The organism is Cytobacillus sp. Bva_UNVM-123, from assembly GCF_046351715.2.
Taxonomy (GTDB): Bacteria; Bacillota; Bacilli; order Bacillales; family Cytobacillaceae; genus Cytobacillus.
Genome location: NZ_CM177772.1, coordinates 198,679 through 214,367 on the forward strand (window position 1 = coordinate 198,679; position 15,689 = coordinate 214,367).

Below are 15,689 nucleotides of genomic sequence, written 5' to 3' on the forward strand. Positions count from 1 at the left end.
TCTTGCGTAAGTAAGATGAAATAGCTGCTTAACTTTATATTGATTCGTGAATGTAAAGAGTATTTGCTCCTGCGCCACAGCCTATTCGAGGAAGTAATTCTTCAGCTCGTCGCAAGGCAGCACGAAGCTTTATCTAAGAAGCTTATTCACGATGTGATTGAAGTCAGTAGCCTCGTTCCTTGAAAACTAGATAATGAAAGAAGAAGAAAAACCGAGTAATCGCCATTTTAGTATTTCTCTCTATTATTTAATAGAGTAAAAACCAATCACGATAAAAATCGTGAGGGCAATGAGAAGCGAACAGGTCGAGGAAGCGACAGAACGAGCACCGGAACGTACGTAGTTTGTACGTGAGGAGCACAGTGACGGAGCTGACGAAGAGATGTGAAGCTTATCATTGACCGAACAAGGTTAAGTTAGAAAGGGCGCACGGTGAATGCCTAGGCACTAGGAGCCGATGAAGGACGGGACTAACACCGATATGCTTCGGGGAGCTGTAAGTAAGCTTTGATCCGGAGATTTCCGAATGGGGGAACCCGCTGTTCGTAATGGAACAGTATCTTTACCTGAATACATAGGGTAGAGAAGGCAGACCCGGGGAACTGAAACATCTAAGTACCCGGAGGAAGAGAAAGCAAACGCGATTCCCTGAGTAGCGGCGAGCGAAACGGGATTAGCCCAAACCAAGAGGCTTGCCTCTTGGGGTTGTAGGACACTCTACACGGAGTTACAAAGGAATGAGGTAAATGAACAGGTCTGGAAAGGCCGGCCAGAGAAGGTAAAAGCCCTGTAGTTGAAACTTCGTTCCCTCCAGAGTGGATCCTGAGTACGGCGGGACACGTGAAATCCCGTCGGAAGCAGGGAGGACCATCTCCCAAGGCTAAATACTCCCTAGTGACCGATAGTGAACCAGTACCGTGAGGGAAAGGTGAAAAGCACCCCGGAAGGGGAGTGAAATAGTTCCTGAAACCGTGTGCCTACAAGTAGTCAGAGCCCATTAACGGGTGATGGCGTGCCTTTTGTAGAATGAACCGGCGAGTTACGATTACATGCGAGGTTAAGTTGAGAAGACGGAGCCGCAGCGAAAGCGAGTCTGAATAGGGCGAATGTAGTATGTGGTCGTAGACCCGAAACCAGGTGACCTACCCATGTCCAGGTTGAAGTCCAGGTAACACTGGATGGAGGACCGAACCCACGCACGTTGAAAAGTGCGGGGATGAGGTGTGGGTAGCGGAGAAATTCCAATCGAACTTGGAGATAGCTGGTTCTCTCCGAAATAGCTTTAGGGCTAGCCTCATGTAGTAAGAGTCTTGGAGGTAGAGCACTGTTTGGACTAGGGGCCCCCATCGGGTTACCGAATTCAGACAAACTCCGAATGCCAAAGACTTATCCATGGGAGTCAGACTGCGAGTGATAAGATCCGTAGTCAAGAGGGAAACAGCCCAGACCACCAGTTAAGGTCCCAAAGTATACGTTAAGTGGAAAAGGATGTGGAGTTGCTTAGACAACCAGGATGTTGGCTTAGAAGCAGCCACCATTTAAAGAGTGCGTAATAGCTCACTGGTCGAGTGACTCTGCGCCGAAAATGTACCGGGGCTAAACGTATCACCGAAACTGTGGATGGACACCGTATGGTGTCCGTGGTAGGAGAGCGTTCTAAGGGCGTTGAAGCTAGACCGTAAGGACTAGTGGAGCGCTTAGAAGTGAGAATGCCGGTATGAGTAGCGAAAGATGGGTGAGAATCCCATCCACCGAATGCCTAAGGTTTCCTGAGGAAGGCTCGTCCGCTCAGGGTTAGTCGGGACCTAAGCCGAGGCTGAAAAGCGTAGGCGATGGACAACAGGTTGATATTCCTGTACCACCAAATTACCGTTTGAGCAATGGGGGGACGCAGGAGGATAGGGTAAGCGCGCTGCTGGAATAGCGCGTCCAAGCAGTTAGGCTGATAATGAGGCAAATCCCATTATCGTGAAGGCTGAGCTGTGACGGCGAGGGAAATAGAGTACCGAAGTTCCTGAATCCACACTGCCAAGAAAAGCCTCTAGCGAGGTAACAGGTGCCCGTACCGCAAACCGACACAGGTAGGCGAGGAGAGAATCCTAAGGTGAGCGAGAGAACTCTCGTTAAGGAACTCGGCAAAATCACCCCGTAACTTCGGGAGAAGGGGTGCTCATTTGGGTGAATAGCCCGGATGAGCCGCAGTGAATAGGCCCAGGCGACTGTTTAGCAAAAACACAGGTCTCTGCGAAGCCGCAAGGCGAAGTATAGGGGCTGACGCCTGCCCGGTGCTGGAAGGTTAAGAGGAGGGGTTAGCGTAAGCGAAGCTCTGAATTGAAGCCCCAGTAAACGGCGGCCGTAACTATAACGGTCCTAAGGTAGCGAAATTCCTTGTCGGGTAAGTTCCGACCCGCACGAAAGGCGTAACGATCTGGGCACTGTCTCAACGAGAGACTCGGTGAAATTATAGTACCTGTGAAGATGCAGGTTACCCGCGACAGGACGGAAAGACCCCGTGGAGCTTTACTGTAGCCTGATATTGAATTTCGGTACAGCTTGTACAGGATAGGTAGGAGCCTAGGAAGCCGGAGCGCCAGCTTCGGTGGAGGCATCGGTGGGATACTACCCTGGCTGTATTGAAATTCTAACCCGCGCCCCTTATCGGGGCGGGAGACAGTGTCAGGTGGGCAGTTTGACTGGGGCGGTCGCCTCCTAAAGAGTAACGGAGGCGCCCAAAGGTTCCCTCAGAATGGTTGGAAATCATTCGTAGAGTGTAAAGGCACAAGGGAGCTTGACTGCGAGACCTACAAGTCGAGCAGGGACGAAAGTCGGGCTTAGTGATCCGGTGGTTCCGCATGGAAGGGCCATCGCTCAACGGATAAAAGCTACCCCGGGGATAACAGGCTTATCTCCCCCAAGAGTCCACATCGACGGGGAGGTTTGGCACCTCGATGTCGGCTCATCGCATCCTGGGGCTGTAGTCGGTCCCAAGGGTTGGGCTGTTCGCCCATTAAAGCGGTACGCGAGCTGGGTTCAGAACGTCGTGAGACAGTTCGGTCCCTATCCGTCGTGGGCGCAGGAAATTTGAGAGGAGCTGTCCTTAGTACGAGAGGACCGGGATGGACGCACCGCTGGTGTACCAGTTGTCTTGCCAAAGGCATAGCTGGGTAGCTATGTGCGGACGGGATAAGTGCTGAAAGCATCTAAGCATGAAGCCCCCCTCGAGATGAGATTTCCCATAGCGCAAGCTAGTAAGACCCCTGAAAGATGATCAGGTTGATAGGTTTGAGGTGGAAGCGTGGTGACACGTGGAGCTGACAAATACTAATCGGTCGAGGACTTAACCAAAATAATTATGATTACTCTATTTCTTCTTCTTATTATCTAGTTTTGAGGGAATGAAACCTCAACATAATTTGTTTATTAATAAATTATGCAATACATAGCACATTGAATGTTTGCTCCTGCGCCGCAGCATAATTGGAGAAGTAACTCCTCAGCTCGTCGCAAGCCAGCAAGGAAGATGATTCAATGATGTAGGCTTAGTGGCGATAGCGAGAAGGTCACACCCGTTCCCATCCCGAACACGGAAGTTAAGCTTCTCAGCGCCGATGGTAGTTGGGGGCTCTCCCCCTGTGAGAGTAGGACGCCGCTAAGCTTTTATTATTCCGCAGTAGCTCAGTGGTAGAGCATTCGGCTGTTAACCGAACGGTCGTAGGTTCGAATCCTACCTGCGGAGCCATTTTTTCGGTTTTATCTATATGAGCAGGTAGTTTTTATGCTTCCATAGCTCAGCAGGTAGAGCACTTCCATGGTAAGGAAGAGGTCAGCGGTTCGAGCCCGCTTGGAAGCTTACCATAATATTTATAAATGGCCCCTTGGTCAAGCGGTTAAGACACCGCCCTTTCACGGCGGTAACACGGGTTCGAATCCCGTAGGGGTCACCATTTTTGGAAGGCATGCTAAGTGTGCGACATCCTGTCGCAGCGCATACACTAGCACGTTCTGTGCTTCGGAGGATTAGCTCAGCTGGGAGAGCATCTGCCTTACAAGCAGAGGGTCGGCGGTTCGATCCCGTCATCCTCCATTATTGTTTCAGCAGTATTAAAATAGGAAGTACATAATTTATATGCCGGCCTAGCTCAATTGGTAGAGCAACTGACTTGTAATCAGTAGGTTGGGGGTTCAAGTCCTCTGGCCGGCACTGTTCTTTATGCGGTGGGGTAGCGAAGTGGCTAAACGCGGCGGACTGTAAATCCGCTCCCTTTGGGTTCGGCGGTTCGAATCCGTCCCCCACCACCATTTTTTTTAATAAAAACATAAAAAATGGACAAGTTATAATTAGTCCTTTTTATTTTGTAGTTGATTTTTTAGTATCTTACATATTGGGCTATAGCCAAGCGGTAAGGCATCGCACTTTGACTGCGACATGCGTTGGTTCGAATCCAGCTAGCCCAGCCATTTTTTTTTTGCAATTTGCAACAAACACAATTTAGGAAACTATACTTAATACGAGCCATTAGCTCAGTTGGTAGAGGATTTTAAAGGATTACAGCTACGAAGCAAATCTTCCGTGAATGGTAAGTTTTTAAAATCTGCAACAAATCACGCAGGGATTTGGCGCATATTTATCACTGCAAATAAATTTTAGGAAACTATATTTAATACGAGCCATTAGCTCAGTTGGTAGAGCATCTGACTTTTAATCAGAGGGTCGCAGGTTCGAATCCTGCATGGCTCACTTCTATTAGGAAGAAAAGAGGGTGGGGAGAGAAAAACATTTGTTTTTCTCTCCCCACCTTTTGTTTTGGTTAGTAAGAAAGTGTAAAGCAAAATTAAATTCAAATCATATGACTGCTCATGACATTGCATAAGATAAGGAGAAACAAGCTGCCTTATTGCAAAGGTAAATTATGCTAGAAACGTATATATATACACGTTTTTGTTGAGTTGAGTCATTTCTTTATTTAGGGTTAAAATATTAGAAAGTAACAGCGGTTGAAGGGAGTTTTTTTCATGAAGAAGTTGGCCATTATCGGGATGCCTATGGATTTAGGGCAAACGAGGCGCGGTGTTGATATGGGGCCAAGTGCTATCCGTTATGCAGGGGTAAACGAGCGTCTGAAGAAACTATTTGATGATGTGCAAGATTATGGAGATATTCCGATTGGTAGACCTGAAGTTGAAATTGATACCGAATCTAATTTGAGAAACTTACATTTGATTGCTGAAAAAACAGAGCTTCTAGCGATAAAAGTCGATAAAGCGATTAAAGCAAACTCATTTCCTCTCGTTTTTGGCGGGGATCATAGTATTGCGATTGGAACATTGGCAGGAGTAGCTAAGCATTATCAAAACTTAGGTGTGATCTGGTATGATGCCCATGGTGATTTAAATACGGCTGAAACATCCCCAACAGGCAATATACATGGGATGCCCCTAGCAGTAAACCTAGGTATAGGCCACCCGTTATTAACGAATGTCGGTGGGTATGCTCCGAAAATTAAACCAGAGAACATTGTTATAATTGGTGCGCGTTCATTAGATGAAGGTGAACGTGAGCTTATTAAAGAAAAAGGAATTAAAGTTTACACGATGCATGAAATCGATCGTTTAGGCATGACGAAAGTGATGGAAGAAACGATCGACTATTTAAAGAATAAGACAGACGGCGTTCATTTGTCATTAGATTTAGACGGGTTGGATCCACATGATGCACCAGGTGTAGGCACACCAGTCATTGGAGGAATCAGCTATCGTGAAAGCCATTTGGCGATGGAAATGCTCGCTGAAGCACAAATCATTACTTCAGCTGAATTTGTTGAAGTTAACCCAATTTTAGATGACAAAAATAAAACAGCAACCGTTGCTGTTGCTCTAATGGGTTCATTATTCGGAGAAAAACTATTATAATCTTGGCTAATCAGCAGGGACTTTTTATGAAGTTCCTGTTTTTTGTATTCATTTTTACTAAAATAGTTACTTTTTCTACTGGAAAAAGTAAAAAAGGTCAACTATGCTAGTAAATATTTGTTAAAATAGAACTATGTAAATTTTTTTATAAAAAATGAAACCTTTTCCGCTATCGATCGTAATATCGATTAGCCGCACCAGGGCGGAGGTAAGAATAAATGGAGACAATCGTAAAGAAAAGGATTAGGCAGGTTTTAAAAGGCGATCAAGATGCTTATGCAGAAATAATTGAAATATATAAAGATAAAATATTTCAAATTTGCTATAGAATGCTTGGGAATAGACATGAAGCAGAGGATATCGCACAAGAAGCTTTCCTCCGAGCGTATACTAACATAAACAGCTTTAATATAAATTTAAAGTTTTCTTCATGGCTGTACCGAATAGCCACTAATCTTTGTATTGATAGAATCAGAAAGAAAAAGCCGGACTATTACCTGGATGCTGAAGTAGCAGGAACAGATGGATTAACGATGTATTCCCAAATCCCTGCCGAAACAAGGCTTCCTGAAGAGGATGTCGAAAGTCTTGAGCTGAGAGAGACAATTCAAAGAGAAATATCGAAGCTACCGGAGAAATATCGAACGGTTATCGTCTTAAAGTATATAGAGGAATTGTCATTAAATGAAATTAGTCAGATGTTGGATCTACCGTTAGGAACGGTGAAAACAAGAATACATCGTGGAAGAGAAGCATTAAGAAACCAATTGCGATATGTTTAGCTTCAATTGGTTAGAGGTACTATTAAAGGTGAGATAATTGCAAATGTGGATTCAAATCAGTTAAGGTTAAACTTTAGCTGAATAAAATAAATAAGCCTCCGACAGATGTCTCCGATTTTTAAGCTGATTTTCAAATCAGCTCGCAAAAATCTCGGTACATATGTGTGGCAAGGCGAATTTGATTAAAGAGGGTGAGAACTTTGAAGTGTCCAGCAGAAATAATTCTTTATATGCATGAATATTTAGATGAAGAGATCTCAGCCGAAAATGAAAGAGAATTACGGGCGCACTTGCAAAGCTGTAGGGAATGTCAAATTCACTTTCAAGAGTTAAGAAAGACGATTGCTTTTGTTCAAAGTACTTCACATATACAAGCCCCATCGAATTTTACTGCTAATGTGATGGCCAGATTGCCTAAAGAGAAGCGAAAGGTTGGATTCCAACGCTGGTTTAGACAGCATCCACTATTAACAGCAGCTTCTTTATTCTTCGTTCTTATGGCAGGAAGCTTAGTTTCAACATGGGATCAAAACCATGAGTTTGCTGTTTCTAAGCAACCGAACTTAATTGTTCAAAACGATACGGTTATTGTTCCAGAAGGGGAAGTTATTAAAGGCGATGTAATTGTCAAAAACGGAAAATTGAAGATTGAAGGGCAAGTTGAAGGAAATGTAACAGTTATCAATGGCGAGGTTTTGAATGGAGATAAATATTTAGCTTCAGCTGGCCAAGTAACAGGCAATATTGAAGAAGTGAATGCCATCTTCGATTGGTTGTGGTACCAAATTAAAAAAACTGCTAAAAGCGTCGTGAATATATTTGACGAAAATCAATCAGATGAGGCTATTGTTTCTAAGTAAATGTGGAGACCCTATTTATAGGGCTCTTTTTTTTGCAAAAATTTCTTTTTAGATACAGCTTATACAATGGGATTGGTAAAGACATCATTTATGATATAATATTAAGGCTAACTATAGGCGAATGTTTTAGATTTTTTCTGAAAATTTACGGCATAAAATAAATAAAGAATCTGGGTGACACTCGCCAAGGTGAATTTGATTTCAACTTGTTTTTCAATATAATTTTGGGGGAAGGGATAATGTCGTTTGCAGATTTTTCTATACTAAAATTTTTGGCTAATGCTGTTGACATTCTCCTTGTATGGTTCGTCATCTACAAGCTCATTATGGTTGCGCGTGGAACGAAAGCCGTCCAATTATTAAAGGGGATTTTTGTCATCATCCTTGTGAAAGTTATCAGTGATAAATTCCATTTGCAAACATTGGGATGGATGATGCAACAAGTTCTACTTTGGGGATTTTTAGCGATCGCAATCATTTTCCAGCCTGAGTTACGAAGGGCGCTTGAGCAATTAGGGCGTGGTCGACTCTTTTCCAGAAGCAGTAATCAAGAAGGTGAAGAGGAGGAGAAGCTTGTTGAAGCTATTGCAAAAGCAGTGGATTATATGGCGAAACGCCGGATAGGAGCGTTAATCTCTGTTGAACGGGAAACCGGGATGGGAGATTATATTGAAACAGGCATTCAACTAGATGGGAAGGTTTCATCTGAGTTATTGATTAATATTTTTATCCCGAATACCCCATTACATGACGGGGCCGTTATCATCCAGAAAAACACGGTAGCCGCTGCCGCCTGTTATTTGCCATTATCTGAAAGTCCATTTATATCAAAAGAGCTCGGGACTAGGCATAGAGCGGCATTAGGAATTAGTGAAGTAACAGATAGTATTACGGTCATCGTTTCGGAGGAGACGGGCAGTATTTCTTTAACAAAAAACGGTGAACTCCATCGAGATTTAAAACTAGATGCTTTTAAAGAAATGCTAGCTAAGGAATTATTGACACAAAGTAGAATAAAGCAGACTTCTTCAGCACGCTGGAACTGGAGGGGGAAGAAAAATGGATAAATGGATTGACAAACTAGTGAATACCCGCTGGTTTATGAAAGTAGTAGCCTTAATCCTAGCCTTGTTTCTTTTTGATGCCGTCTATATTCCAGACAAAGACGTATCAAATATTAATGTACCCGGTTTACAGGATACGGAGGTTTTATCAGATGTTCCTGTAAAAAGTTATTATGATACCGATAACCTTGTTGTTTCTGGCATTCCTGAGACTGTTACGCTAACGATAAAAGGGCCAAAAAACCTTCTTCAGCCAGCAAAAGTACAAAGAAACTTTGAAGTGTATGTTGATTTATCAAATGCAGAAATTGGTACAAAAAGAGTGCCTATCCAAATCCGCAATATTTCGGATAAGCTTAAGGTAACAATTGAGCCAGCCTATGTTAATGTCAGCATTCAAGAAAAAATTACCGATAATTATAAAGTCGATGTAGAGTTTAATAAGTCTTTACTTGAGGAAGGCTTTATTTCGGAGTCGCCTGATATTGCGCCGGGTACAGTGAAGATTACCGGAGCAAAAGATGTCATGGAAAGAATTAGCTATGTGAAAGCGACAGTAGATTTAAAAGGCCCTATTAATACGACCGTTAGAAGGGCAGCACAAGTACTCATATTCGATAGAGACATGAATAAACTAGATGTTGTCGTCGAACCAAGCACGGTCGAAGTGGTCATTCCTGTCAAAAGCTTAAGTAAAACAGTGCCAATCGAAATAAAAGAAAAAGGAACATTACCGAGCAATGTTGTGATAAATTCCATCTCCTTAAATTTAGATGAGGTTAAAATATTTGGCCCGCAAGATGTTTTAGACAAAACAGATAATGTAAGGGTGGAAATAGATTTAAGCAAAATTAATGGGAATTCGGAGTTTTCGCTCCCGATAATTATTCCAAATGGAGTAACCGAAGTAAATCCAACAATCGTAAAAGCAACGATAGATGCAAGTATTGTTAACGAAGGCACTGAGGATGAAGAAGCAACGAATGAAAACAGAACCTTTTCTAGTCTTCCGATTCATCTAACAGGTTTGGCTAACCAATATGAGGCGAACCTCCTTTCTCCAGCAAAAGGGACTGTCGACTTAACAGTTAATGGAAAAAGTGATATTATTCATCAAATGAGTGCTAGTGATTTTAATCTATTTCTTGACCTATCACAATTAAGTGAAGGTGATCATGAAGTAAAAATTAATGTCAATGGTCCGGCTAATGTAAATTGGAAACTAGCAACAGAAACAGCGAAAATTACAATTACTGAAAAAGAAGCTTTATAGAGAACGAAGAAGGAGCGGATTTATTAAATGGGTAAATATTTCGGTACAGATGGAGTACGCGGGGTTGCTAATAGTGAATTGACACCTGAATTAGCTTTTAAATTAGGTCGATGTGGTGGATATGTGTTAACAAAAGATAAAAGTCGTCCAAAAGTATTGATTGGTCGAGACACTCGAGTTTCTGGTCATATGCTTGAAGGTGCACTAGTAGCTGGCCTTTTATCCATTGGAGCTGAAGTTATGCGTCTAGGCGTGATCTCCACGCCTGGTGTTGCTTATTTAACAAAGGCACTTGGTGCAGAAGCTGGTGTAATGATTTCGGCATCCCATAATCCAGTTGCAGATAACGGAATTAAATTTTTCGGGCCAGATGGCTTTAAACTTTCTGACGAACAAGAAGAACAGATTGAAGTATTAATGGATGAAGATGTGGATTCTCTACCAAGACCAGTTGGTGCTGACCTTGGTCAAGTGATGGATTATTTTGAAGGAGGACAGAAATATCTTCAATACTTAAAACAAACGGTTGATGAAGATTTTTCTGGCATACATATAGCATTAGATTGCGCGCATGGTGCAACATCAAGCTTAGCTTCTCATCTGTTTGCAGATTTAGATGCGGATCTATCAGTTATCGGTGCCTCTCCTAACGGTATAAATATTAATGAAGGTGTTGGCTCTACACATCCTGAAAGCTTAGCAGCTTTTCTAAAAGAAAAGGGTGCAGATATCGGATTAGCCTTTGATGGTGACGGCGATCGCTTAATTGCAATTGATGAGAACGGTGAAATCATTGATGGCGATCAAATCATGTACATTTGCGGAAAATATTTAAAGGAACACGGAAGATTAAAGCATAGCACGGTTGTTTCAACGGTCATGAGTAATCTTGGCTTTTATAAAGGATTAGAAGCTAATGGCATTAAGAGCATTCCAACTGCTGTCGGTGACAGATATGTTGTTGAAGAAATGAAGAAGAATGGCTTTAATCTTGGTGGCGAGCAATCAGGCCATATTATTTTCCTTGATTATAATACAACAGGGGATGGCCTCCTAACAGGCTTGCAGCTCGCCAATATTATGAAAGCTACGAAGAAGCCTTTATCAGAGCTGGCAAAGGAAATGCAGAAATTTCCGCAAAAGCTTGTAAATATTCGTGTTACTGATAAACATCATGTTACAGATAATGAAAAGGTAAGTGCTGTTATTTCAGAAGTTGAGAAAGAAATGAATGAAGATGGCCGCATTCTTGTACGTCCTTCCGGAACAGAGCCGCTTGTTCGTGTCATGGCCGAAGCGCCAACAGAAGAGCTATGCAATGAGTATGTCGAGCGAATTGCGGCTGTCGTTAAAGAGGAAATGGGTTTAAAGGAAGAATAGAATTAATATTGAAATGGTTTTAATTATCATTCATGAAAACACCGTCTACATATCTAGACGGTGTTTTCATGAAATTAATTAAACTCTCTTATTTTAAAAAACATGAGATCCCTTAATGATTTCTTCCGCACCTAGCAAAGTGGCTTCTTGAATCGTAACATGATTATGTTTCATAAAAGACTGGACGACATGATAACCTACAGCATAACCTGCACCGGTAGATAAGCCAACTGGTTGATAACCTTCCTTTTTTGCAAATTCATCTCCAAACATATAGCTGCTTACTTCCGCAAAACCTTTAACTTTAAGACCTTCTTTCATTACGTAAATAGAGTATTCAAGATCCTCATGGTCGATTGAAGTAACCCATGGTCCTAAAGATTCTTCACCATATAATGCAGTAGCAAATGAATCTGCAAGACCTTCAATAATGATATAATCACCTACGGTTACGTCCCCATGATTCCATTCAAAATAAGAGAATCGTAAATTATGATGAAATTCATGTGCAATAAGTGCTGGAAATCTTGGGATGTTATAGCTATTTGGATTGATTATTGTCATAACATAGCCAGGTACACCACCAAAACCAGTATAACCGTTTTGATTTTTAAGTTTTTGGGGATCTGCAATATACATACCGAATTTCAGTTCGTCTGCACTTATTTTTAAATTGTACTTGGAAGAAAAATCAATGCAGTCTGTCAAGGTGTTTTCTGCAATTTTTAATGCGTTCATCTTTTTTAAATCATTTAATGCTTCTTCAGCTAATCTTGTTTCGTTAATGTCTAAATACCCTAGCATTTGTGTTGCCATCATGACATCATAGCCTTTTGGCTCCTTCGCTTTCAGTGGTACATGAATGGCATTCCACATGCCCTCGAAAGGCCTCATCATTGTATACCTGAAAAAATGTTCTCTTTCATCAGATGGCAATGAAAGTACCGTATCATACTGATTAATTGTATCTTCAATCATAAGTTTCATCATTATCTCTGACCTCCTAAGAACAAACTTAATCTATGACGCTACGTAAAAGTCAAGCTATGTTTGGTAAATAAATTGCTATATGTAAGGGAACGACTAAGCTTTTTTAAGCATAGTCTATTTATAAGCAGACATTTTTCAATCGGATGTTGTCATACGTCTAACTTCCTTAAGTTATTAGTTGACGAAGACCTTTACGTATTGTATGATCAATCTGCTTTCTGGAACATTAACTTCGCGTAGCGAGGGTCTTTATTTTTTAAAAAAAGTGGGATGGAAATCGTTTCAGGAAACAAACGCTCAAATATGAATGAGGAGGGTTGAGAGTCTTTTACAAGGAAATCATTATAAAAGCGCCTGGACTAATCTGTGAGCGGAAAAAAAGGATTAGTTGACGAGGAGGAGGCTTATCGAAGTTTTCGGCGGATACCTCCCGGTTATAAGCTAACCGTTAGCTCTTCTTTAAATCATTAAGGCAACTTAATGGACAAAGGGAAGAGAAAGCTTAACTTTATTTAGCGAAAGCAAGCCTTCAGCGAATGCCTCAGACTTTTATCAATTAAGTTGGATAAAGTTTGAGTTATGACACTATGGCAAATTTGATGATGAGATAAGGGGCAAGACTGTCCCAAAAGGCTTCTTGCCTCTTTCAAAAAAAAATAAAGCGTCTTTGAAGTTGATGAATGTCTAGCTTCAGCGCCCAGCGACTAGTGGACTTCCCTCCCCCTCCTTACGATAAGTCAACATCGACTCACTAACGTTTGTCGTGTTTCCTTTATCTCATACGGGGTCAGTCCAGTCCATACGTCGCTAAACGGGGCACTTACGCTTTTCTAATTGGAGGAAGAAGAAACATGTGCGGAATTGTTGGTTATATTGGATTACAAGATACGAAGGAAATTTTACTCAAAGGCTTAGAAAAGCTTGAATATAGAGGTTATGATTCAGCAGGTATTGCTGTTTTGAATGAAACAGGTGTGCAAACTTTTAAAGGGAAAGGCCGGATTGCTGATTTACGAAGCATTGTAAATTTCGATGAGGCTGCAACAATTGGGATTGGTCATACCCGTTGGGCTACACATGGTGTGCCAAATACAACGAATGCCCATCCTCATGTAAGTGCTTCAGGGCGCTTCACACTCGTTCATAACGGGGTCATTGAAAATTATGAAATCTTAAAGAGAGACTATTTACAAGGGATATCTTTTACAAGCGACACAGATACAGAGGTCATCGTTCAGCTTATTGAATTATTCGCTAACGAAGGATTGACGACTGAGGAAGCGTTCCGTAGAACACTTCAGCTTGTAGAAGGGTCATATGCCCTTGCCCTTTTAGATGAACAGAATAAAGAAACAATCTTTGTTGCAAAAAATAAAAGCCCACTTCTAGTAGGATTAGGTGACAGCTTCAATGTTGTCGCTTCAGATGCGATGGCAATGCTGCAGGTTACCGACCAATATGTTGAGCTTATGGATAAAGAAATGGTTTTCGTGAAGAAGGACGAGGTCATCATTAAAAACTTGGCTGGTCATATGATAAGCCGTGCTCCATATAAAGCCGAACTTGATATGAGCGATATTGAAAAAGGCACATATCCTCACTATATGCTGAAGGAAATTGATGAACAGCCATTAGTAATACGCAAAATCATTCAAAAGTATCAAAGTGAACAAGGAAATTTAACGATCGATCACGAGATCATTAGCGCAATGAATGGGGCAGACCGTATTTATGTTATTGCTGCAGGTACATCTTATCATGCAGGTTTAGTCGGAAAGCAATTCATTGAAAAACTGGCTAAAATCCCAGTTGAAGTACACATATCAAGTGAATTCGGCTACAATATGCCAATGCTTTCAGAAAAGCCGTTATTTATCTTTATTTCACAGAGCGGCGAAACAGCAGACAGCCGTGCCGTTCTTGTCCAAGTAAAGGAAATGGGCTACCCAGCTATCACGATTACCAATGTACAGGGCTCGACATTATCAAGAGAAGCCGATTACACATTATTGCTTCATGCTGGTCCTGAAATTGCAGTTGCATCAACTAAGGCCTATACGGCACAGCTAGCTGTATTAGCCATTTTAGCAGAGGTGACAGCGAAGAGTCGTGGAAAGCAGTTCGACTTCAGTCTTGTACATGAGCTAGGAATTGCTGCAAATGCCATGGAAGTCCTTTGTAATGAAAAAGAAAAATTTGAAACGATTGCTCGTGAATTTCTAACAGTAACACGCAATGCGTTCTTCATAGGCCGTGGAATGGACTATTATGTGGGACTTGAAGGAGCATTGAAACTAAAGGAAATTTCATATATTCAAGCAGAAGGCTTTGCCGGTGGCGAATTAAAGCATGGCACAATCGCCTTAATTGAGGAAGGCACACCCGTCATCGCCTTAGCCACACAAGCACACGTAAATTTAAATATCCGCGGCAACATTCAAGAAGTAGCTGCCCGTGGAGCCAACACATGTATCATTTCGATGAGCGGTTTAGAATCTGATGAAGACACCTTCATCATTCCACACGTTCATGAACTAGTAACACCACTTATCTCTGTCATCCCGTTACAACTCATTTCTTACTATGCTGCACTACACCGTGATTGTGATGTCGATAAGCCGAGGAACTTGGCGAAGTCGGTTACAGTGGAGTAGGGGTATGTTGAAATTTTTCTCTGCTGTATAGTTAAAAAAATGTTGGAAACGCTGAAAAAAAGTTGGAAATATGAAAATAAAGATGGAAATACGAAATTAAAGATGGAAACAGCTAAAAAAGTTAGAAACTTCGATACCATGATAATTAATATTTTTTTAAATACTAAATTTACTAATATGAGATAAGTAATTATGTGGTTTGAAATAAAGTGTATATTTAAAACTAAGTTTTTGCTAATAGTTTTAAAAAATTTAATTGATTTAAAAAGAACCTGATTAGTCCAAAACTAACCGGGTTCTTTTTTAGTTTCTTTAAAAGAATTATATTTCAATATACCGTCTTTTGTAGAACAGTCATCCTAATTTCAAACCGATAGAATTTGAACAATTACTATTGACAAATTTTTTTGATAAGAGTAAGATAAATTTCAACATATCGTTTTATTCCGATATGTTGAAAGGAGGCTTTATATCCGATTTGATTAACGAGGAAATTCAACTATTTTTAAAAGCGTTAGCTAACGAAAAACGACAGGAAATTATGTTTCTATTCCTTGACCAAACTGAAGTAACAGTAAATCAAGTAGCTGAACTTGTAGGAATTGGTCAATCAACAGCTTCTGAACAATTATCTAAACTTAAAAAAGCAGGTTTATTACATTCCCGAAGAGAAGGAAAAGAAGTTTATTACTTTCCGAACAAAAGTAGCATTATGAATATTTTACAAAACTTAAATACAATTCTAATAAATTGTTGTAAGTAAACTAACTGAACAT

9 protein-coding genes, 8 tRNA genes and 2 rRNA genes are annotated in these 15,689 nt (G+C 41.2%); 18 read left to right on the plus strand and 1 reads right to left on the minus strand.

What is annotated here, in order from left to right:
* Positions 1–409: 409 nt before the first annotated feature.
* From KDN24_RS01080 to glmM, 16 genes are all read left to right on the plus strand, one after another.
* Positions 410–3,345, plus strand: a 23S ribosomal RNA gene (locus KDN24_RS01080).
* Positions 3,346–3,538: 193 nt separating this feature from the next.
* Positions 3,539–3,655: ribosomal RNA gene (gene rrf, locus KDN24_RS01085) — 5S ribosomal RNA — on the plus strand.
* Between the two features lie 9 nt (positions 3,656–3,664).
* A tRNA-Asn gene (locus KDN24_RS01090) sits at positions 3,665–3,739 on the plus strand.
* Positions 3,740–3,777: 38 nt separating this feature from the next.
* A tRNA-Thr gene (locus KDN24_RS01095) sits at positions 3,778–3,850 on the plus strand.
* A gap of 19 nt (positions 3,851–3,869) precedes the next feature.
* Positions 3,870–3,944, plus strand: a tRNA-Glu gene (locus tag KDN24_RS01100).
* A gap of 67 nt (positions 3,945–4,011) precedes the next feature.
* Positions 4,012–4,084, plus strand: a tRNA-Val gene (locus tag KDN24_RS01105).
* 44 nt (positions 4,085–4,128) lie between these two features.
* Positions 4,129–4,201 (plus strand) — tRNA-Thr (locus KDN24_RS01110).
* A gap of 13 nt (positions 4,202–4,214) precedes the next feature.
* Positions 4,215–4,299: transfer RNA gene (locus KDN24_RS01115), tRNA-Tyr, on the plus strand.
* 84 nt (positions 4,300–4,383) lie between these two features.
* Positions 4,384–4,458, plus strand: a tRNA-Gln gene (locus KDN24_RS01120).
* A 207-nt stretch (positions 4,459–4,665) separates the two neighbouring features.
* Positions 4,666–4,738 (plus strand) — tRNA-Lys (locus KDN24_RS01125).
* A gap of 275 nt (positions 4,739–5,013) precedes the next feature.
* On the plus strand, positions 5,014–5,910 hold the full coding sequence (gene rocF, locus KDN24_RS01130; RefSeq protein WP_409970651.1) for an arginase: 897 nt from the start codon (positions 5,014–5,016) through the stop codon (positions 5,908–5,910).
* A 218-nt stretch (positions 5,911–6,128) separates the two neighbouring features.
* Entirely contained in the window at positions 6,129–6,692 is a 564-nt protein-coding gene (gene sigW, locus KDN24_RS01135) for an RNA polymerase sigma factor SigW (protein ID WP_409970652.1), read from the plus strand.
* Positions 6,693–6,892: 200 nt separating this feature from the next.
* Positions 6,893–7,552 (plus strand): zf-HC2 domain-containing protein, encoded by a 660-nt coding sequence (locus KDN24_RS01140; RefSeq protein WP_409970653.1) that lies wholly within the window; start codon positions 6,893–6,895, stop codon positions 7,550–7,552.
* Positions 7,553–7,791: 239 nt separating this feature from the next.
* Positions 7,792–8,619: a diadenylate cyclase CdaA gene (gene cdaA / locus KDN24_RS01145; RefSeq protein WP_409970654.1), complete on the plus strand. Its 828-nt coding sequence runs from the start codon at positions 7,792–7,794 to the stop codon at positions 8,617–8,619.
* A complete protein-coding gene (locus KDN24_RS01150) occupies positions 8,612–9,889 on the plus strand; it encodes a CdaR family protein (RefSeq protein ID WP_409970655.1) in 1,278 nt (425 codons plus the stop codon). Before cdaA ends, KDN24_RS01150 begins: the two co-directional genes overlap by 8 nt.
* Positions 9,890–9,916: 27 nt before the next feature.
* Positions 9,917–11,269, plus strand: coding sequence for a phosphoglucosamine mutase (gene glmM / locus KDN24_RS01155; RefSeq protein ID WP_409970656.1), 1,353 nt, complete (start codon positions 9,917–9,919; stop codon positions 11,267–11,269).
* Positions 11,270–11,362: 93 nt separating this feature from the next.
* Here glmM and KDN24_RS01160 read toward each other — a convergent pair whose 3' ends face one another.
* A complete protein-coding gene (locus KDN24_RS01160; RefSeq protein ID WP_409970686.1) occupies positions 11,363–12,256 on the minus strand; it encodes a DUF2268 domain-containing putative Zn-dependent protease in 894 nt (297 codons plus the stop codon).
* Between the two features lie 854 nt (positions 12,257–13,110).
* Here KDN24_RS01160 and glmS point away from each other — a divergent pair.
* Together glmS and KDN24_RS01170 are read left to right on the plus strand one after the other, a co-directional pair.
* Positions 13,111–14,913: a glutamine--fructose-6-phosphate transaminase (isomerizing) gene (glmS, locus tag KDN24_RS01165; protein WP_409970657.1), complete on the plus strand. Its 1,803-nt coding sequence runs from the start codon at positions 13,111–13,113 to the stop codon at positions 14,911–14,913.
* A 478-nt stretch (positions 14,914–15,391) separates the two neighbouring features.
* Positions 15,392–15,676 carry an ArsR/SmtB family transcription factor gene (locus KDN24_RS01170; protein WP_409970658.1) on the plus strand — a complete coding sequence of 95 codons (285 nt, stop codon included), beginning with the start codon at positions 15,392–15,394 and terminating at the stop codon, positions 15,674–15,676.
* The last annotated feature ends 13 nt before the right edge of the window (positions 15,677–15,689 follow it).

Bases quoted from the DNA above. Each gene is read 5' to 3' on its own strand.
- KDN24_RS01150 (WP_409970655.1), top strand. From the start codon at position 8,612: ATGGATAAATGGATTGACAAACTAGTGAATACCCGCTGGTTTATGAAA.
- sigW (WP_409970652.1), top strand. From the start codon at position 6,129: ATGGAGACAATCGTAAAGAAAAGGATTAGGCAGGTTTTAAAAGGCGAT.
- rocF (WP_409970651.1), top strand. From the start codon at position 5,014: ATGAAGAAGTTGGCCATTATCGGGATGCCTATGGATTTAGGGCAAACG.
- glmM (WP_409970656.1), top strand. From the start codon at position 9,917: ATGGGTAAATATTTCGGTACAGATGGAGTACGCGGGGTTGCTAATAGT.
- KDN24_RS01160 (WP_409970686.1), bottom strand. From the start codon at position 12,256: ATGAAACTTATGATTGAAGATACAATTAATCAGTATGATACGGTACTT.
- glmS (WP_409970657.1), top strand. From the start codon at position 13,111: ATGTGCGGAATTGTTGGTTATATTGGATTACAAGATACGAAGGAAATT.
- cdaA (WP_409970654.1), top strand. From the start codon at position 7,792: ATGTCGTTTGCAGATTTTTCTATACTAAAATTTTTGGCTAATGCTGTT.